The organism is Amycolatopsis japonica, assembly GCF_000732925.1.
Lineage (GTDB): Bacteria > Actinomycetota > Actinomycetes > Mycobacteriales > Pseudonocardiaceae > Amycolatopsis > Amycolatopsis japonica.
The window spans coordinates 1676166-1694446 of record NZ_CP008953.1 but is presented as its reverse complement, the minus strand read 5'-3'; the positions used below and the strand labels follow the sequence as shown (position 1 = coordinate 1694446).

Here is an 18281-nt window from a genome sequence, read left to right as displayed (position 1 = left end):
GACGATAAGAGCGTCTTTGGAACGGGTCAAATCAAGAACCCCGGGGAGTGAAGGCCGGTTTCGAACGCCTTGACACCGGGTAGCCGTGGAACGAGCCATGACTTGCGTGAGGTGAGTTCATGACAACGACCGGCCGTATCGGTATCGCCGACGTCGAATGTCTCGAAAACGCGGTCGATACTCTGCGCGCGTTGGACTATCGGCAGGGCGGCGCCTTTTCCCACGACGCGGTGCACGTCGTGAAGTCGGTCAGCCTGCTGCTCACTTGGGGCGCCGTCCCCGGCGGACTCCGGTCACGGTTGCTGACCGTGCTCGCGGATCTGCACAATCTGCTGGGCTGGACGGAATTCGACATCGGCCGCCGCGTTCCGGCACGGCTCCGGTTCGACCGCGCGCTCGGTCTCGCCGCCGCGGCGGGCAACGACAATCTCATGGCCAACATCTGTTACCGCCTCGGCAGGCTGGCGTTGCATCATGACGACGTCGAAGGCGGGTTGGACCATCTCCGGCAAGGCCAAGCCGCCGCCCACCGCTCCGGTTCCCTGCGGGCCCAGGCGATCCTGACGATCAACGAGGCGTGGGCACTGGCCAAGGCCGGTGACGAGCGCGCGGCCCTCACGAGCCTGGCGCGGGCGGAGTGCGAGTTCGAGAACGCGGGCACCTGGGCGGCGCCACGACCGTGGGAAGCCTTCTTCGGCGCCACGGACATGGCCGCGATGCGCGGGACCGTCCTGACCGAATTGGCCAGGACGGTCGCCTCCCGGCACAGCGAAGAAGCGATCGAGCGGTTACGCGACGCCGTCGACGGCTACGGCGCCGAGATGTCCCGCAGCCTCGCGCTCACCTTGATCATGCTCGCGCAGAACCACGCGCTCCAGGGCGACTTCGGCGAAGCCGTCCGCACCGGCGACGAGGCGCTGGACCTCGCGCGGGGCCTCGGTTCCACCCGCACCAAGGACCGGCTCGCACCGCTGGCGGCACTTCTGCGCGGAGACGCCGATCCCGCCTCCCGCGACCTGCTCGCCCGGATCGACCGCTATCGCGCAGAACCGGCTCCCTGACCGGCGAAACTCCGTCCGAGCAGGACCGCGGTCGTCGCGAAGCCGAGACACAGCCCGGCCCAGACCCCCCAGCCGCCCCAGGCGAACACGTAGGCGCACAAGAACATCGCGGGCACGCCCACCGCCCAGTACCCCACGAGCGTGCAGCGGAGGCCGGAGACGGTGTCACCGAGCCCGCGCAGCAGGCCGACGAGGATGTTCTGCGTTCCCTTGCTGTACTGCTGCGCGATGGCGAACACCAGCAGGGTCGACGCCGTGCCGAGCACCACCGCGTCGGTCTCGTCGTGCAGGAACGGCCACAGCAGCACCTGCGGCACCAGCAGGTACGCCAGGCTCACCACCGCCATCAAGGACCAGGAGAGGGTGAACGCCTGGCGCGCGATCACCGGTGCGCGATCCCGGTCACCGTGGGCGACCGCGCGGCTGACCAAAATGGACGATCCTTGCGACAGCCCGATGTTGGCCTGGTAGACGATGTAGGCGAGCTGGTTCGCGACGTTCGACGCGGCGAGCATCGCCGGGCCGAACGCACCCATCAGCATCGTCGCGATCGAGGTGATCGCCGCCTCCGAGCCGTAGGTGAAGCAGATCGGCGTCCCGTGCCGGACGATGCGCCGGACCACCGCCCGATCCGCGCGCCACAGCGCGAGCGACACCATGGGGCGCAACAGCGGGTCCCGCCGGAGGGCCGAGGCGAACACGGCGAGCGTGAAGAACTGGACCAAGGTCGTCGCCAGGCCGATACCGGCGACGCCCAGCTCGGGCAGACCCGCCCAGCCGTAGATGAAGGCGGCGTTGAGGGCGGCGTTGACCGCGATCGACACCAGCGTCACGGCGAGGAGCGAACCCGGCCGCCGCAACCCGACGGCGAACTGGCGCACCACGTTCAGCCACACCATCGGGAACAGCCCGCCGGCCAGTGCGAACATCATCGGACCGGCGAGCGAAACGATCTCCGGTTTCTGGCCGAGCGAAGGCAGCGCGACGGCCAGTCCACAAAGGACGGCCGCGCCGAGCGCCGCGGTCAGGGTCGCGACGAGCAGCGCCGACCGCAGGAGCGACCGGATCTCGTCCCGCGCCCGCTCGTCGAGTTCGCCGGTGCCGGTGCGGAGTTCCCCGGCCCCGGCCGCCGTCGCCACGAGGTTCCCGACGCCGGTGACCATGCCGACGCACATGGTGCGGATCTGGTTGTAGAGCAGGATCGCCAGCCCGCCCGCCGCCACCGCGGTCACCCCGAGCAGCCCGAGCATGGCCAGGTCGACGCTGGTGAGCGCGACCTGTGCCAGCTGGATTCCCGCGATCGGCGCGGCCAGCCCGGCGAGGGCCCGGTAGCCGCGGGTCGTCACCGCCGTGCTCATCCGCCCACCGCCACCGGGGTCCGGCGCACCGCCCGGTCGCGCGTGGCGACCTTCACGGATTCGGCGTAGGTGGCGAACCAGCGGTCCATCCGGCGGTGGGCCAGTTCGTCGAGTACGCCCCTGGCGCGCAGCCATTCGTCGTCGTACACCGAATCGAGGTACTTCTCCCCCGCGTCGTTGCACAGCACCACGACGACGCTTCCGGCCGGATACGCGTAAAGCCGCCGCAGCGCGACGTGGATCGCGCCGCCGGTGGTCCCGCCGACCAGCACGCCGGTGCGCCTGGCGACGACGCGGGCCCCGGCGAACGCGTCGCTGTCGGAAACGCGGTGGGCTTCGCCGATCACCGACCGGTCGACGTTGTCCCCGATCGGGAAACCGGCCGGGCTGCCCGCCCCGGTCTGGTGGTAGATCCCCGGCGCACCACCGAAGATGATCGAGCCGACAGGTTCGACCGCCACCGCGTGGGTGCTCGCTCCCGCCGCGCGCAGGGCGCGGGCCGTACCGCACAGGGAGCCGCCGGTGCCGATCGCCGCGACGAGCACGTCGACGTCGCCGAGCTGCTCGACGAGTTCCCGCGCCAGCCCGGTGTACCCGTTGCCGTTGCCGGGATGGTTGTGCTGATCGGGATGGTAGGCACCGGTTTCCGCGGCGATGCGGGCCGCGACCCGCCGCCGCTGGACCGAACTGACCCCGCCGTCCGGCGGGCATTCGACGAACACCAGTTCCGCGCCGAGCGCGCGCAGCATCCCGAGTTTCTCGCGGGCGGCGTGGTGATCGACCACGGCGGTGAACCGGTAGCCGCGTTCCAGCGCGACCAGGGCGAGCCCGTTCCCGGTGTTGCCGGACGTGGGTTCGACGATATGCCCGCCCGGCCGCAGCCGTCCGTCCAGCTCCGCCTCGTCGATCATCTGCCTCGCCATGCGTACCTTGCACGAGCCGGTGGGGTTGAGGTGGTCGAGTTTGAGCAGCAGACGCGTCCCGGTGCCGGTACGCGCGAGCTCCAGCAGCGGCGTGTTCCCGATCAGGTCGGACGCGCGCCGGACGATCGTCATCGGATCTCCTGGATCGGGTGGTCGGTGTCGAGGTGCCAGCGGTCGCCGTCGACCACCACTTTCGGCGGCAACGGAAGCTGGTGGAAACCGCTCTCGTTCTTGTCCATCTGGTAGCCGGCCGTGTTGGGGTACACGAGCAGGTCGCCGGTCCTCGGTTGCGCGGGCAGCTCCACCGCGCGCCAGGTCAGCACGTCGTACTCCATGCAGCTCGACCCCGCGACGATGGTCCGCACTGGCGTACCGCCCGGTCCGTCCCTGCGCACGAGCAGCGGGTCGGGCAGGAACTCGCTGCCCTTCCACTGTTCGGACAGGCTCATGGACAGGCCCGCGACCGTGGTGATCAGGTGGTCTTCGGCCGGTTTGCAGCCCAGCACCGGGAACACCGAGAACCCGGCGCCGTCGACGAGGGCTCGGCCCGGTTCGAGCAGCAGCTCGATCCCGGCCGCGCGCAGGCGCTCGGCCAGTGTCTTCCCGGCGATCTCGTGCCGGAGGATCGCGGTCACCATCGCCGCCCCGGTCGGCGCCTGGTGGTATGGATAGGTCCTGGCCGGATTACGGCCGGCGTGGAACCAGCCGTCGTGCCTGCCGGACTCGAACCGCGCCCAGTCACCGGCGTCCACATAGGACACAGCGATCCCGCCGCCCGCACTGATCTTCGACGCGGGATGTCCGAGCGCGCGGGCGTCGTGACACAGATCGATCAGGTATGCGGCGAGTTCCGCCCTCGGCACGGGGTCGTAGCCGTCGAGGTGGAACGAGAAACCCCGCAGGACGACCGGGCCGCCGCACTGTCGCACGGCCGCTTTCACCGCGTCGGGCGCGAAACCGAACCGGCTCTCCGGCGCGGACGGCGGCCGCACTCGCAGCAGCACTTCGGCGGTCTCCCCGAGTTCGGTGGCCAGCCGGGCGACGCGTTCCAGCTCGTCGGCCGCGTCCACCGCGATGAGACAGCGATGCCGCAGGGCGAGCCAAAGGAGGCCGTCGGGTTTGGCGGCGCCGGTGACCCCGATCGCTTCGCCGCGCAGCCCGTTTCCGAGGGCGTGCACCAGTTCGGGCACACTCGCGACGTCGACCCCCGTGCCGGGACGCGTGCATTCCCGCAGCCAGGCCGCCGCCTTGTTCGCCTTCTTCCCGTAGTAGACGGTGCCTTCGACCCGTTCGGCGGCGAGCGCGTCGACCATTTCCCCGAGGTTCTCGGCGAAAGTGGCCGGATGGACCACGTGGAACGGGCCGCCGCCGACCCCGCGGGCGATCTCCCACAGCGTCTCCGAAGCACGCAGCCGGTGCGCCCAGGGACGTTCGAGCGCGGGCAGGGGCGGGGACAGGGTGTCGATCAGGTCCACAGGGCCACCTCGCGGCCGCGGCCGGCGGCGATGGCGCGGGCGGCCAGCGCGTGCGCCACCGGGATGTCGGTGATGATCATGCCGCTGCTGAAGGCGAACACCCGGTCTTCGTCGCCGCGGCGGCCGGGGGCCTTGCCCGCGAGGATCTCCGGGAGTTCGGCGTCGATCCGGAACACGCCGTCCGGACCCGCCATCCGCTGCCCGGTCACCTCGACCTGCGCGCCGCTGGTGGCCACCGTGTAGTCGGCCTCGGCGAGCGTGCCTTCCTGGACTCCCTTGCTGGCGACGGAGATCAGCAGCCCGCCCGGCGGCAGCCAGCCGAGACGGATCTTCGGGTGGGCCGCCCGGCCCGACGCGGCGACCACGATGTCGGACTCGCGCGCCGCGGCCTCCACGTCGTCGACGAGTTCGACCTCGCGGTCCGGGAAGCGCTCCTTCAGCGCGGCGACGCTGTCGCGAAGACCGTCGGGATGCGTGCCGAACAGCCGCAGCCGTTCCAGCTCCGGCAGCGCGGTGAGCAGGTACGGCAGCGTCCGGATCCCCTGCGCGCCGGTGCCGACCATGAGCGCGGATCGCGCGCCCGGCCGAGCGCAGGACCGCGCGATCAACGCGGTGCTCGCGGGCGTGCGGGTGGCGCCGACGCGGTGGCAGTCCATGAGCGCGAACGGCAGGCCCGTGGTGTCGTCGTACAGGGTGATGGTCGTGTAGTACTTCTCGGCCGACGTGCTGCCTTGGCGGTAGCTCGTCTTGAACGCGGCCTGTTCGAGGGAACCGTCGTAGCCGAGCATCGAGTACGCGACGGCGTCCCGCGCGGGATCCGGGATCGGCACCATCAGCTTCGCCGGGTTCCGCGAGGCCCCGGCCGCGTAGGCCAGATAGCCGTCTTCGACCATCGTGATCGCCTCGCCAGGGGTGAGTTCGAGGCTGTGCAGATCCGAGCGCGTGAGTACGTGCAGCGAGGGACCGGAGCTCATGAACGATCGACCTTTCTCGTGGGAAGGTGGCGCGCCGCAGCTTAATGAAAATGATTGTCTTTATCGATGACTGTGGTCCTTGTCACGCTAAGCTGGCGGCCGTGAGTGGACCCTGGAGCGCTTCGGAAAGCCGCGCGCGAGCGGAAGAAGTGCGGCATCTCAACGCGATCGGCCACCTGGCGCCGCACGATCACGCGGCCGCGCCGGCCGGCCCGCTCAGCGGGATCCCGTTGGTGGTCAAGGACAACATCCACGTCGCCGGGATGCCGAACACCGCGGGTACCCCGGCGCTGGCGGGCCACGTTCCGCGCGAGCACGCGACCGTGGTCCGACGGCTGACCGACGCGGGCGCCGTCGTCGTCGGCAAGGCGACCATGCACGAACTCGCCCTCGGCATCACCTGCGACACGACCCCGCTCGGCCCGGTGCGCAACGCGTGCGACCCGTCCCGGTTCGCCGGGGGCAGCAGCGGCGGGACCGCGGTCGCCGTCGCGGCGGGCATCGTGCCCGCGGGTCTGGGCACCGACACCGGCGGTTCGGCCCGTGTTCCCGCCGCGCTCAACGGGGTTTGCGGCTTCCGGCCGACCACGGGCCGCTACCCGTCCGACGGCATGACGCCGCTGAGCAGCACGCGGGACACGGCCGGGCCGATCGCCCGCACGGTCGCCGATCTCGCGCTCCTCGACGCGGTCCTCGCGGCGGAAGAGCCGACACCCCTGATCGAGAGCACGTCGGTCAGGCTGGGTGTGCCGCACGGTTTCCTGACCGGCGACCTGTCCGAGGACGTCGAAGAACTCTGGGAAGCCGCGCTTGCCCGCTTGGGCGCGGCAGGCGTCACCCTGGTGCCGCTCGACGACACGCCGCTCGCCGAACTCGTCGTCGATCAGGGAATGCCGCTGGTGATCCACGAAGCAGGCGTCGGGCTCCGCTCCTACCTCGCCGAGCACGTACCCGAGGTTTCGTTCGAGCGGCTCGTTCGCGAGATCGCCGCGCCCGACGTCCGGGCGATCTTCGCCGAAGCGGTCGTGCCGGGCGTCGAACCCGCCGTCTACGAAGCGGCCATCACCACCCGCTCCGCCTTGCGTCGCGCCTACGCGAAGATCTTCGACGAGAGCGGCATCGACGCGCTGGCCTTCCCCACCACACCGGCGACGGCCCGGGACTTCTCGGCCGTCGGGAGCTTCGTGCACCGAGGGCGCGAGGTCCCGACCTTCCCCACCTTCATCCGCAACTGCCAGCCCGGCAGTATCGCGGGATTCCCCGGCCTGACCGTCCCGATGGGGCGCGCACGCGACGGCCTGCCCGCCGGGCTGGCGCTCGACGGCCTGGTCGGGGACGACCGGAAGTTGCTGGGCGTGGGGGCTTTCGTCGAACGGGTTCTGTAGTGGTCCGTGAAGGCCTCCTTGCCCACCCTGAAGGTAGCGACCCCGGCAAGGTCACATAAGCGCAGGTCAAGCGCTTGATTGCCCTGGTCGACGGGAGTCGAACAGGCTCCAACCGTCCACTGTGGTCACTTCGCGGCGACCGAATGTCTCATTCATGGCGAAATGGGTGATTATGCCGAGGGGTCGTGAGTGGTAAAGGTCGTTCTAACCCTCTTTACCACTCACGACCCCTTTGCGAAACGCCCAAATCGGGCACTCTCCCCCTGGAAGAGTCCCTTGTGGACAGTCGAGAAGGAAGCGAGGCCACCGTGGCGAGTGCCTCCGTTGCCCACTTGACCAGCGAATAGGCGACTTTGCCGGAACCCTGACCCTGAAGGTAGTGAAGGAGGCCTTCACTACCTTCAGGAGCGCCACCTGCGGCTCTTCAACACCGTCGGCCCCAGCAGTCACAGCGGCCGCGCGTGAAGGCCCCCTTCACCGCGTCTAGCGCAATGAAGGGGCCCTTCACGGACTTCAGAACCCCGCCCTAAGCCCGGATGCTCGTCTGAAGCGCGTCGATCAACGCCGCTGCGGCCGGAGGATCGGGCGGGTCGCCATAGGTGACGGCATAGATCTGACGCGGGTCTTCGGCCAGCTCCGTGGCGTGCACACCGGGCATCCGATGCGCACGCAGCGCCAGCCGGGGCAGCGTGGTGACGCCCATCCGGGCCGCGACCAGCGCCTGCATGACCACGATGTCGTCGCTGACCATCGAAATACGCGGGGCGAACCCGGCCCGCCCGCAGATCGTGACGAGTTCGTCCTGGCATCGGGCGCAGCCGCCGATCCAGGTCGAGTCACGATGATCGGCGATGGTCTGCCCCGGTTCGCTGGTGAGCAGGTAGATCGGGTCCTCCAGCAGGTGCACGAGCCGGAGCCCCTGTTCCTCGCGGGGCGTGTCCGCGTACCGGAAGATCAGGGCGACGTCGATCCGCCCCTCCCGCAGCATGCGCAGCGCCTCGCCCGGATGTTCGTCCACCAGCCCGAGTTCGAGTCCGGGATGCGCACGGGCCAGCGTCGCGGCCGCGTCGGGGACGATCGTGCTCAGGATCGACTGGAACCCCGCCATCCGGACCCGCCCGGCGCGCAAGCCCACCTGCGCGGCCAACTCGGCTTCGGCGCCTTCGACCCGGCCGACGATCTCGGCCGCGCGGGCGGCGAGCAGTTCCCCTTCCGGTGTGAGCCGGATGCCGCGGCCGATCCGCTGGACCAGCTTCGCGCCCGTCGCCGCCTCCAACCTCGCGAGATGGTGGCTCACCGCGGGCTGCGTGTAGTGCAGTTCCTTCGCCGCCGCGGTCATCGAACCGTGCCGCGCGACCGCCGCCAGCACCGTGAGCTGCACCAGATTCAGCATGGATAAAGAATATCTATATCAACGAAAGAACGTCGTCATTGGACGCCGCCCGGACGGCGGGCCACGATGAGAAGCGACGAGAAGGGAGAACGAAAAATGACCGTCACGACCCTCAGACCAGGCCTTCCGGAGCTGATCAAACGTCTGCGCCAATGCACCGGAAGACCATCCGAACCCCTTGTCACCGCACAAGCCGTGGCGAACGTTCTCACCGAACTCCGCCCGACTCCGCAACTGCTCACCGCGACGGAACGCGCCGGCTCCCCCGACGGCTACACCCGCACCACCCTGCACGCCGAGTCCGCCTTTTCGATCGTCGGACTGGTCTGGCGGCCCGGTCAGCTCACCGAGATCCACGATCACCTGGTGTGGTGTACATTCCTTGTCCTGCAAGGAACCGAGACCGAGACCATCTTCGACATCGACGACGATCGGCTGGTCCGGAAGGCCCAGCGGCAACGCCCGGCGGGGTCGGTGAGCGGCGTCGCGCCGCCCGACGACATCCACCAGGTGCACAACGCGGGCGACACCGTCGCCATCACCTTGCACGTGTACGGCGCCGACCTGAGCAAGGGAACCAGCGTGCGCCGCAATTACCGGATGCGCGCCACTTCGCGGTGAAAGGCGCAATCAGCAGGGCCATTTCGCCCAATGCACCCGACCGATATCGCCGCGCGATTCCCGGACGCCTTATCCGGCGTTTTGGCGCCGCATGCCGATGGTCCCGGGAGCGGTCTCCACGAAACCGTGGCGTTTGTAGAGCCGCCATCCGGGTGGATCGCCGAGCAGATTGACGTACGCACCCGGCGCCGCGGTGTCGATCGCCGCGAGAAGGGCCTCGAGGACGGCGTCCCCGATGCCGCGGCGCTGATGGGCGGGCAGAACGGCCATGTCGACGATGTGGAAGTACCACCCACCGTCGCTGATCACCCGGCCCATCCCGACGGTCTCGCCGGTGGGCCGGTGGACCACCCGGACCGACGTCCAGGCGCCGCGAACCCCGCGCTCCGCCTGTTCCCTCGGCGGTTCGCTGAGACCGGCCTCGCGGCGCAGCCGCAGGTAGTCGTCGACCGACGGGGAGCCTGCTTCCAGGCGGTAAGAGTCGTCCATGACGGGCTTGCCTTTCTGTCATACCAACGGCCTACAGCGTCGCACCCGGGGCCGGTCCCTCCACAATGGCCCCACGGTGAATCACCGGAGCGAGCCGGGAAAACGACTTCACGAAGTCGATATCGGACGCCATCGGGTTTTCCAACGAAATCAACCAGTCCGCTACGCCGAGCGCCGCACCCCGGCTTTCCACGTGTCCGGCGCGGCGCGTTCGGAATCTGTATCCCCGTTCCGCCGTCCGGCCCAAATCCGGCGCCCCGCGTGGCGGCTTTTCGCCCTTGTCACCCGATTGCTGGTCCTCACCCGCGCGGATAAGCGGGAAGATCACTGCCGGACCGCGACGAAAGAGGATTCGGCGAAAAATGAGTACCGACGTCGCCGCGACGGTCGGTTCGACGGATCGCCCGAGCGAGCGAACCTGTTCTCGGCGAATGCGAGCGCCGCCCGGCCCGGGCCGACCGCACGGCCCGGGCCACACCGGGCGCCCGTCGATACCCCAAGGGGAACCATGAACCGCGTCACCACGCTCGTAGTAGACGATCAACCCCTCATCAGATACGCGCTCAGCAGGCTGTTGCGGGATTCGGCGGGGGTGGGGGCGGTGGCCGAAGCCGCGAGTGAGCCTGAAGCGTTGTGGCAGTGCGAAAAGAGCCATCCCGACATGGTCATCACCGAGCTGTCGATCTGGGGTGAGCCTGCCGGGACCGCGATCTGCCGGTTCGTGAAGGAACAGTTCGAACGCGCTGCCGTCCTGGTCTTCGCCGGTGATTCGTCGCCATCGGCCATCGCGATGGCGCTGAACGCGGGTGCGGACAGCTTCGTGCACAAGTCGGCCAGCGGCGGCCAGGTGATGTCGGCGGTGCGCTCGACGCTCGCCGGGCAGCGGGTGTGCCTGCAGGCGGGCGGAACCCCGCCGGCGGTCACCGAGGCCGTGCGCTACGCGAGCGCGATGACCAGACGGGAGGAGGAGATCCTCGCGCTGATCCTCTACCGGTGGTCGAACGACGAGATCGCCGAGGAACTGCATCTCGCCACGCAGACCGTGAAGAACTACGTCAGCCGGATCCTGCAGAAGCTGGGCTTCGGCAGCAGACGCGACCTCTTCCGGGCGCTGCGTTTCCGGCCGGGCGGAAACCTGTTGCCGCGCCTGGAGACGACCGAGCGCGAAGGCGAGTTGCACACGGCGGACGGGTACCGGGGCTAGCCCGGCCGGGCGAGCGACGTACCGGAAGTACCTGGACCGGACGAGGTTCGGTACCCGCCGTATCCTGTGGCACCGAGATCATTTTTCTAGCGTTGCTGTCATGACGAAGCCAGGTTCCCTGTTCCTGCTCCTCGCACTCGCCGGAACCCCGGCCCCGGACACCGTCCGGGCTTCGTCGGCCAAGATCCACGAGGTGCTCGGCGGCCCGGCAGGCTACATCGACCTGCACAACACCGGCGCCACCACCCTTGACATCGGCGGCTGGTCCGTTCAGGCGTGCACGGGCGGGGCGACACCCGTCGAACTGGCCGCCATGCCCGCCGGGAGCGAGATCCCCGCCGGTGACCATTTCCTCATCACCGCACAGGGTTTCGGCGGGACGATGCAGCAGGTGGTCGTCGAGGCTATCGTCGGGGACGGCGAGATACTGCTGGACCGGCGCGGGGCGAGGGTCGACAGCGTCGGATGGGCGCCGTCGTCGCCCTGCCGCGAGAACCAGGCCGCCGTCTCCTGCCCCGGGCTCGCCCAGTCGAGGGACGCCGTCAGCCGCGACACCGACAACAACAAGGCCGACTTCGGCTGTGTACGGCCGGCCGGCTGAAAGCACTCCACCAGTACGAGAAAGGTGCGGTCGTGACCGCGAACAGCGAACGCGGGGCCGCGGCCCCGCTTTGCGAACTGCTCGCCGAACAACGAATCGCGAAAGGATGGTCACAAGGCGATCTGGTCGTGAAGTTGCACACCCGCTCCGGCAACGACAGTGTCACCAGGGAAGAGATTTCCCGCTGGGAGCGGGGAAAACGCATTCCCGGTCCCTATTGGCGGCAGTGGCTCAGCGATGTGCTGGACACCTCCAGCCGCGAGCTCGAACTCGCCGCCGCGGTCGCGAGAAGGCGGCGCCGGAACATTATCGCGTGACGCGAAAGTACCGGAAAACTGGCCCCTTCCCGGCGGCACCGCGATTCTCGGATGATTGTCGTGTCGGCACCGGCGGAAAGGATTCCGGTCCGACGGAACAAATCCCCCGGAAAACCAAGCTGAAAGGACTTTCCCGTGCGACGAATTCTGGGCGCTTCGGCGGTATTCGCAATGCTGGCGATGGGTATGGCCGGTGGTGTCGCGAACGCGGCAGGCGAGAGCGAGGGCACCGAGGCCGCCCCGCTCGTGTCGTCCACCGTGGTCATCAACGAGGTTTCGACCCGCGGCGTGAACGGTCTGCTCGACGAGTTCATCGAGCTGCGCAACGTTTCGAACCAGCCGCAGGACGTGAGCGGCTACGTGATCCGGATCTACTCGCCGTCGAACGTCGTGACCGACACGATCGTCCTGCCGGCGGGCACGATCCTGCAGCCGAAGGGCAACGCGGGCCAGTACGCGGTGCTCGTCGGGCAGAACTTCTCCGGCACCGTCGTCGACCAGACCTACGTCATCCCCTTCACCCTGACCGGCGCCGAGGGCATCCCGACGGCCGGTGGCCTTTCGCTGCAGAACATGGCGGCCGCGAAGATCGACGGTGTGGCCTTCAGCAACGCCGTCGTGGCCCCGCGTGAAGGCCAGGCCGCGATCCCGGAGAACGTCATCACCGATCAGCTCAACGCGGCGAACACCCGCAACATCCTGAGCACCGACACCGACAACAACCGGCAGGACTTCTCGCTGCAGCTGCGCACCCCGGGTCTGTAAGTCCCCCAGCACCGACCCGTCTCTCGACCGGGCCCGGGCCGCCGTCGGCGGTCCGGGCCCTTCCATGGCGGTATCTCGCCAACGGCGACATACCGCCAACGATAATTGTGTTCATCCGGGAACTCCTGCCTCATCCTCGGGAAACTCCATCTTCGCGGCGGCCGTGCCCACGGCCGCTTCTCACTATCCGAGGAGAGTGAGGCTCGATGTTCCCCCGTTCCCCTCACCTGACGAGACACCCCTGGCACCCGGTGGCGATCCTGGCGGCCTCCGCACTGGTCGCCCTCACCCCCTTACCGGTGATCGCGACCGCCGCGACCGCCGCCGTATCCGGCCCCGCTCCCGTCACCGGGCGGCCGGACGTCCATCGCGTCACGTTGCTCACCGGCGACGTGGTGACCTACGAACGAGACGGCGCCGGGCACGGCACCGCACAGGTCGAACCGGCGGTGCGGCCGGACCGGCCGAGCCCGGCGTTCCAGATCACGACCACGGCCGAAGGGCTGATGGTGTATCCGTCGGACGCGCTTCCGTTCGTCGGCAAGGGACTGCTGAGCCCGGACCTGTTCAACGTCACCACGCTCGTCGGAGACCGGCGTGACGACGCGGCGAGCACCACGATCCCCGTCATCGTGCGTTACGGCGACCGGTCGGGGCTGTCCGCCCGGACTCTGGACGCGAAGGCGAAGGCGCTCCCGCAGACCCAGCGGCTCACCCCGCTGGTCACGGCCAACGGAGTGGGGGTTCAGGTCAAGAAAGCGGGGACGGGCGAATTCTGGCGTTCCCTCGTCGCGTTCGATGCGAGCGGGAAACCCGTTTTGAACCAAGGGATTTCGCAAGTCCGGCTGGACAGGAAGGTCCGGGTGACGCTGGACAAGAGCACCGCGCGGGTCGGTGCGCCGTCGGCGTGGAGCGGTGGGTGGACCGGGAAGGGGACCACGGTCGCGGTGGTGGACACCGGGATCGACGAGAACCATCCCGACCTGGCGGGCAAGACGGTCGCCTCCGCGGACTTCAGCGGCGAGGGCGACGTCGTGGACCGCCACGGCCACGGCACGCACGTCGCGTCGATCGTCGCCGGTACCGGCGCGGCATCGGGCGGCCGGTACAAGGGTGTGGCACCGGACGCGAATCTGGTGGTGGCCAAGGTTTTCGACGCGTCCGGCGAGGGTGACACCGCACAGGTGATGGCCGGGATCGACTGGGCCGTCGCGCAGGGCGCGAAGATCGTGAACCTCAGCCTCGGCGCCGGCGTCAGCGACGGGGCCGACCCGATGAGCGAGCAGATCGACTCGCTTTCGGCGAAGTCCGGCACGCTGTTCGTGGTCGCGGCCGGGAACTCGGGGCCGGGCGACCGGACAGTCACGACACCGGGGGCGGCGACGTCCGCGCTCACCGTCGGAGCGCTCGACCGGGAGGACAAGATCGCGTGGTTCAGCAGCCGCGGCCCGCGGTTGCGGGACGCCTCGGTCAAACCGGAGATCACCGCGCCCGGCGTCGGGATCGTCGCCGCCAGGGCTGCGGACACGGCGCTGGGCGAACCGGTGGACGACTCCTACACCGCCGCGTCGGGCACCTCAATGGCGACACCGCATGTCGCGGGCGCCGCGGCGATCCTGCTGCAGCAGCGACCGGGACTGACCGGGCAGGCACTGAAGAACACCCTCGTCACCACGGCCAAGGACGTCGGTCTTCACTGGTTCGAGCAGGGCGCCGGAATCCTCGACGTCGCGCGGGCCGTGTCTCAGAAGGCGACCGGCACCGCCGTCGCGAGCTTCGGCCGCAACGAACGGACGACCAACGCCTCGGCACAGGTCGTCCGGCAGCTGTCCTACACCAACACCGGGGACCAGCCGCTGAACCTCAACCTGAAGCTGACCGTGCGACCTTGGGACGGCGGCGCCGCGCCGGGTACCGGGATGCGCCTGGCGAAGACGGATCTGTCGATCCCGCCGAAGTCGAGTACCACCGTCGACCTCGCCGTGAACCCGAACGAAGGAACGGCGGGCGTCTACGGCGGCGCCGTGGTGGCCACGACCGCGGACGGGACCAACGCGGTGCGGACTCCCGTGAGCACCTACAACGCGGCCGAACTGTTCCCGGTGACGATCCGGGTCCGGGACTCGGCGGGCGGGCCCGCTCAGTCCGCGTCGGCCCAGCTGATCGACGACGCGGCCGGTGCGGGTAACCGCAACGACCCGTTCCTCGACCAGGTCAGCCAGCAGGTCGGCCTGGTGGACGGGGTCGGCCGGGTGCTCGTGCCAGCCGGACGCTATTCGGCGCTCGGCTGGGTGATGGAGCGCGGGCTGACGGTGCGCCGCTGGTCGGCGATGAGCGCGACGCAGGTCGCTGTCAGCGGCCCGGCGGAGATCGCGCTGAACGCGGCGAACGCCGTCCCGGCGGGGCTGATCACGCCCACTCCCACCGATCTGCGGGATCGCACGGTGATGCTGCGGCGCGTGATCCCCGGCGGAGCCGGTGTGAACGGTTACGTCGGCGAAGCCGGGCTGGCTTCGGGCGCGGGCTGGGAGGTGCGCGTGACCCCCGCGGCCGCCACCTCGGCGGGCGCGATTTCGTTGCAGGACAGCGCGACACTGTCCCAGACCGCGGTCGAGATGCGGATCGTCGGTGGCGGTCCGGCCGTGCTGAACCCGGCGTACGACGTGCCGACGTTGACGGCGAAGTCGCCCGGTGAGCGAACGCTGCCGGTCGTGTTCGGTGGCGCGGGTGATCTCACCGGTCTCGACGTCCGCGGAAAGGCCGTCCTGGTAAGGATTCCGGTCCCGGCCGGGGCACCGGACCCGGTGAGCGCGGTCTCCGCGGGCATCGCGAACGCTTCACGCGCGGTGTCCGCCGCGGGTGGGGCGGCGTTGATCCCCTACGCCGGTTCTCCGGGTTCGCTGAGCGTTCCGGGTCTCAGCAGCGCGGTGGTGCCGACCTTGTCCCTCGGCTGGGACGAAGGCGAAAAGTTGCGGACCGCCGGTGCCGTTTCGGTGCGCTTGCTGGTGCGCTCGGCTCCGGACGCGATGTACAACCTCAGCTATCTCGACGCCAACGGCGTGCCGAAGGAGCTCGTCCGGCGGGTCGACCAGAAGACCTTGGTCGCCACGAAAACCGGCTACCAGGCCGAAAAACCGGGACTGACCGGACAGAAGAACTGGTACGCCTTCCCGACCGGCCTGTGGAAGACACAGGCGGTGCAGGGCACGAAGATCCCGGTTCCCGGCTCCTGGACCGAATACACCGGCCCGGCGAACGATCGGCTGGTCTGGAAACGGGTCGTCACCCTGTCCGGCAACGACACCGCGGGGCGCCGCGCCGCGCTGAGCATGAACGCGCAGAACGTCTACCGCGCGGGCGAGCGGTCGAGACCGGACGAGTTCTGGTTCCGCGCGCCACTGCACAGCGGCACGGTGGAACTGCCCGCCGATCATCCGGCCCGGTACCCGGCGACGGCCTCCGGCTGGGCGGTGCTGTGCTCGATGTGCCGTGGTGGCACGGATCCCGACCTGTTCCTCCCCGGCCTGCAGTGGATGGACGGCACGACCGGGGCGGGCGGGCATTACGCGAATCCCTACGAGAACGCGCGGTACTTCGCGGCGACCACGGCACGGCTGTACCGGGACGGGACCGAGATCCCGCGGTCCAATGCGGACGATCCGCTCGCGCTCATCCCGGAGTTCCGGCTCGCGCCGACCCCCGCCACCTACCGGCTGGACGTGACCGACGTGCTGCCCGGCCAGGCGCAGGTCGGCATCCCGAGCGGGGCGCTGTTCCAGCACGCCCCGAGGACGGACACGTCGTGGACGTTCGCCTCGGCGCGGTCAGACGCCGCGGCACCGCTCGGCTTCTCCTGCCACAACGCGGGCAAGTCGTGTTCCTTCCAGCCACTCATCCAGCTGGACCACCGGTTGCCGCTCGATCTCGGCGGCCGCGCCCCGGCCGGACGCCCGTTCACCTTCGACGTGTCCGCCGGCTCGCACAGCGGCGCGCGGGGCGGCGGACCGGTGACGCGGCTGCAGGTGTCGGCGTCGACGGACGGCGGGCGTACCTGGACGGCGGCGACCGTCCGGCCGGGCGCGAACGGGCTGTGGTCGGTGACGGTGGCCCACCCGCCACTCGCGGCGACGGACGGGTTCGTCTGGCTGCGCTCGGAAGCACGGGACAGCTCGGGCAACACCGTGACGCAGACGGTCCAGCGGGCCTACGCGCTCACGGACGTGGCGAAGGCGAACCCGCGCGCTCGCTGACGTCGTCCTCGATCGGGGGTTGGGTCGACGGCAAGGTGACCCAACCCCGCGTGGCGACCTGAAGCCCGGCCTGGAACCGGGTGGTCGCGCCGAGCGCGGTCATGAGGTCGCGGAGCCGTCGCTGGAAGGTCCGGTAGCTCATGCCGAGTTGTTTGGCGATGCTCCGGTCCGGCAGGCCCGTGGTCAGCAAGGCGAGCAGGCGGGCGTCGTCGGAAGGGGCGACGTCCGCCAGTTCGGCCGAACCGGGCAGGCGCAGCGGAAGCCCGCTCTGCCAAAGGAAAGCGAAGACCGCGCCGAGCGCGTCGAGCAGTGCGCACGGGTGGATCACCAAGGCCGCGCCGACCTCGGGGCGATCGGACCGCAGTGGTACCAGTCCGACGCGCTGGTCGACCACGATCATCTTGAGCGGGGCGCTGGTGACCACGCGGGCCTCCTCGCCGAGCGCGAGGCCTGCCTCCAGGTCGGATGACAGGTCGTGCATTTCCAGCGCACTGCGCTCGTAAACCCCGCGAAAGCGCACCCCCCGGCCGAGGAGATCACGTTCGGCGGGATGCAGCACACTCGGCGTTCGCGCGTAAGGCGGTTTGTCGACGAAGGCGACCTCCCGCTCGGCCGAGCGCAGCAGCTGATCCGCCCGCTCGGCGATCAGCGCGTCGCCGTGGATCACTTCGATGAGATCGACCGCGCGTTCGCCGGACGTCGCCCGGTACCGCTCGCGCAACCGGTCGGCGACCAGCCGCGCGCTCGCGAGTTCCTGTTCCTTCAGCCGGAGCATCGCCTCCAGCGCGATCTCCGGCCGCACCGCCGAATACACCTCCGCCCGGCCGGGAAGCCTGACGAGCAAACCTTTTTCCGTCAGCGCGCCCAGTACGCGCAGCAGCCGTTGTTGCGGAATCCCGGTTCGCCGCCGGATTTCGGCGACGGTCAGCGAACCGGTGCCGGCGAAGGCATCGTAGACCTCGACGTCGGTTTCACTCAGACCGATGATGTCCAGCAAATCGTCTCCCGCCGCAGCCGCGGTCGCCTTCGTCCGACCATACCGCTGGAATCCGGCGGGCAAAAGGGACCGCGTCGCGTCCGGACCGTCCACTGTGGTCAGTCGTGGTCGGGGATCCCGTGAAGGTGGTGATCGGCCGCGTTCATGACCTCCGCCAGCAGCCTCCGGACGTGCCCGCCGCGGGCCCGGTAAAGGATCCGGCGGCCGTCCCTGCGCTGGGTGACCAATCCGGCCAGCTTGAGCTTGGCCAGATGCTGGGACACCGCCGGACGCGCGATGCCCACCGCGGCCGCCAGTGACGCGACGTCGTACTCCTCGCCGCTGATCAGCCACAGCATCCGCATCCGGGTGGGATCCGCGAGCATCCGCAACGCCGTGGACGCGGCTTCGATCTGGTCGTCCGGCGGCAGCCGGGACCATTGGCCGCCTGATTCGTCATGTGCGTACATGAGCACCTATCATGGAAGG

At 69.6% G+C, this 18281-nt stretch carries 17 protein-coding genes; 8 read left to right on the top strand and 9 right to left on the bottom strand.

Annotated elements, in window-relative coordinates; translation table 11 throughout:
- Positions 1-119: 119 nt before the first annotated feature.
- Positions 120-1061, top strand: coding sequence for a hypothetical protein (locus tag AJAP_RS08360; protein ID WP_038509418.1), 942 nt, complete (start codon positions 120-122; stop codon positions 1059-1061).
- On the opposite strand, the gene AJAP_RS08355 is transcribed toward AJAP_RS08360, so the two are convergent.
- The 4 genes from AJAP_RS08355 to AJAP_RS08340 are packed head-to-tail and all read right to left on the bottom strand — an operon-like array spanning position 1037 to position 5791.
- Complete coding sequence (locus AJAP_RS08355; protein ID WP_038509415.1) at positions 1037-2419, bottom strand: MATE family efflux transporter; 1383 nt, start codon at positions 2417-2419, stop codon at positions 1037-1039. The genes AJAP_RS08360 and AJAP_RS08355 overlap by 25 nt on opposite strands.
- Complete coding sequence (locus AJAP_RS08350) at positions 2416-3474, bottom strand: PLP-dependent cysteine synthase family protein (protein ID WP_038509412.1); 1059 nt, start codon at positions 3472-3474, stop codon at positions 2416-2418. The genes AJAP_RS08355 and AJAP_RS08350 overlap by 4 nt, the downstream gene beginning before the upstream one ends.
- Positions 3471-4817 carry a type III PLP-dependent enzyme domain-containing protein gene (locus tag AJAP_RS08345; protein WP_038509410.1) on the bottom strand — a complete coding sequence of 449 codons (1347 nt, stop codon included), beginning with the start codon at positions 4815-4817 and terminating at the stop codon, positions 3471-3473. The genes AJAP_RS08350 and AJAP_RS08345 overlap by 4 nt, the downstream gene beginning before the upstream one ends.
- Positions 4808-5791, bottom strand: coding sequence for an ornithine cyclodeaminase (locus tag AJAP_RS08340; protein ID WP_038509407.1), 984 nt, complete (start codon positions 5789-5791; stop codon positions 4808-4810). Before AJAP_RS08340 ends, AJAP_RS08345 begins: the two co-directional genes overlap by 10 nt.
- A gap of 101 nt (positions 5792-5892) precedes the next feature.
- Between AJAP_RS08340 and AJAP_RS08335 the strand changes: the two genes are divergently transcribed.
- Positions 5893-7176, top strand: a complete 1284-nt coding sequence (locus AJAP_RS08335; RefSeq protein WP_038509404.1) for an amidase family protein — start codon at positions 5893-5895, stop codon at positions 7174-7176.
- A 526-nt stretch (positions 7177-7702) separates the two neighbouring features.
- On the opposite strand, the gene AJAP_RS08330 is transcribed toward AJAP_RS08335, so the two are convergent.
- The gene (locus AJAP_RS08330) at positions 7703-8569 is read right to left on the bottom strand and encodes a LysR family transcriptional regulator (protein WP_038509402.1); all 867 of its coding nucleotides are present in this window, start codon (positions 8567-8569) and stop codon (positions 7703-7705) included.
- Positions 8570-8764: 195 nt separating this feature from the next.
- Here AJAP_RS08330 and AJAP_RS08325 point away from each other — a divergent pair, with 195 nt between their 5' ends.
- Positions 8765-9190 carry a cysteine dioxygenase family protein gene (locus AJAP_RS08325; protein WP_228694894.1) on the top strand — a complete coding sequence of 142 codons (426 nt, stop codon included), beginning with the start codon at positions 8765-8767 and terminating at the stop codon, positions 9188-9190.
- Between the two features lie 69 nt (positions 9191-9259).
- On the opposite strand, the gene AJAP_RS08320 is transcribed toward AJAP_RS08325, so the two are convergent.
- Positions 9260-9679: a GNAT family N-acetyltransferase gene (locus tag AJAP_RS08320; protein ID WP_038509396.1), complete on the bottom strand. Its 420-nt coding sequence runs from the start codon at positions 9677-9679 to the stop codon at positions 9260-9262.
- A 31-nt stretch (positions 9680-9710) separates the two neighbouring features.
- Positions 9711-10223, bottom strand: a complete 513-nt coding sequence (locus tag AJAP_RS44255; RefSeq protein WP_162483758.1) for a hypothetical protein — start codon at positions 10221-10223, stop codon at positions 9711-9713.
- Between AJAP_RS44255 and AJAP_RS08315 the strand changes: the two genes are divergently transcribed.
- The 5 genes from AJAP_RS08315 to AJAP_RS08295 all read left to right on the top strand — a co-directional run bounded on the left by AJAP_RS08315 (position 10188) and on the right by AJAP_RS08295 (position 16816).
- Positions 10188-10883, top strand: a complete 696-nt coding sequence (locus tag AJAP_RS08315; RefSeq protein ID WP_073848090.1) for a response regulator — start codon at positions 10188-10190, stop codon at positions 10881-10883. The genes AJAP_RS44255 and AJAP_RS08315 overlap by 36 nt on opposite strands.
- 100 nt (positions 10884-10983) lie before the next feature.
- Complete coding sequence (locus AJAP_RS08310; protein ID WP_038509394.1) at positions 10984-11484, top strand: lamin tail domain-containing protein; 501 nt, start codon at positions 10984-10986, stop codon at positions 11482-11484.
- Positions 11485-11516: 32 nt separating this feature from the next.
- Entirely contained in the window at positions 11517-11801 is a 285-nt protein-coding gene (locus tag AJAP_RS08305) for a helix-turn-helix domain-containing protein (protein ID WP_038509392.1), read from the top strand.
- 135 nt (positions 11802-11936) lie between these two features.
- Positions 11937-12566 carry a lamin tail domain-containing protein gene (locus tag AJAP_RS08300; protein ID WP_038509390.1) on the top strand — a complete coding sequence of 210 codons (630 nt, stop codon included), beginning with the start codon at positions 11937-11939 and terminating at the stop codon, positions 12564-12566.
- Positions 12567-12772: 206 nt separating this feature from the next.
- On the top strand, positions 12773-16816 hold the full coding sequence (locus AJAP_RS08295) for a S8 family peptidase (RefSeq protein ID WP_228694893.1): 4044 nt from the start codon (positions 12773-12775) through the stop codon (positions 16814-16816).
- Here the strand turns inward: AJAP_RS08295 and AJAP_RS08290 are convergent.
- Together AJAP_RS08290 and AJAP_RS08285 are read right to left on the bottom strand one after the other, a co-directional pair.
- Positions 16779-17813 carry a helix-turn-helix domain-containing protein gene (locus AJAP_RS08290; protein ID WP_038509387.1) on the bottom strand — a complete coding sequence of 345 codons (1035 nt, stop codon included), beginning with the start codon at positions 17811-17813 and terminating at the stop codon, positions 16779-16781. The two genes, AJAP_RS08295 and AJAP_RS08290, sit on opposite strands and share 38 nt — an antisense overlap.
- 98 nt (positions 17814-17911) lie before the next feature.
- Positions 17912-18262 (bottom strand): ArsR/SmtB family transcription factor, encoded by a 351-nt coding sequence (locus tag AJAP_RS08285; RefSeq protein WP_038509385.1) that lies wholly within the window; start codon positions 18260-18262, stop codon positions 17912-17914.
- Positions 18263-18281 lie beyond the last annotated feature (19 nt).

Bases quoted from the DNA above. Each gene is read 5' to 3' on its own strand.
- AJAP_RS08360 (WP_038509418.1), top strand. From the start codon at position 120: ATGACAACGACCGGCCGTATCGGTATCGCCGACGTCGAATGTCTCGAA.
- AJAP_RS08355 (WP_038509415.1), bottom strand. From the start codon at position 2,419: ATGAGCACGGCGGTGACGACCCGCGGCTACCGGGCCCTCGCCGGGCTG.
- AJAP_RS08350 (WP_038509412.1), bottom strand. From the start codon at position 3,474: ATGACGATCGTCCGGCGCGCGTCCGACCTGATCGGGAACACGCCGCTG.
- AJAP_RS08340 (WP_038509407.1), bottom strand. From the start codon at position 5,791: ATGAGCTCCGGTCCCTCGCTGCACGTACTCACGCGCTCGGATCTGCAC.
- AJAP_RS08330 (WP_038509402.1), bottom strand. From the start codon at position 8,569: ATGCTGAATCTGGTGCAGCTCACGGTGCTGGCGGCGGTCGCGCGGCAC.
- AJAP_RS08320 (WP_038509396.1), bottom strand. From the start codon at position 9,679: ATGGACGACTCTTACCGCCTGGAAGCAGGCTCCCCGTCGGTCGACGAC.
- AJAP_RS08315 (WP_073848090.1), top strand. From the start codon at position 10,188: ATGAACCGCGTCACCACGCTCGTAGTAGACGATCAACCCCTCATCAGA.
- AJAP_RS08310 (WP_038509394.1), top strand. From the start codon at position 10,984: ATGACGAAGCCAGGTTCCCTGTTCCTGCTCCTCGCACTCGCCGGAACC.
- AJAP_RS08295 (WP_228694893.1), top strand. From the start codon at position 12,773: ATGTTCCCCCGTTCCCCTCACCTGACGAGACACCCCTGGCACCCGGTG.
- AJAP_RS08285 (WP_038509385.1), bottom strand. From the start codon at position 18,262: ATGTACGCACATGACGAATCAGGCGGCCAATGGTCCCGGCTGCCGCCG.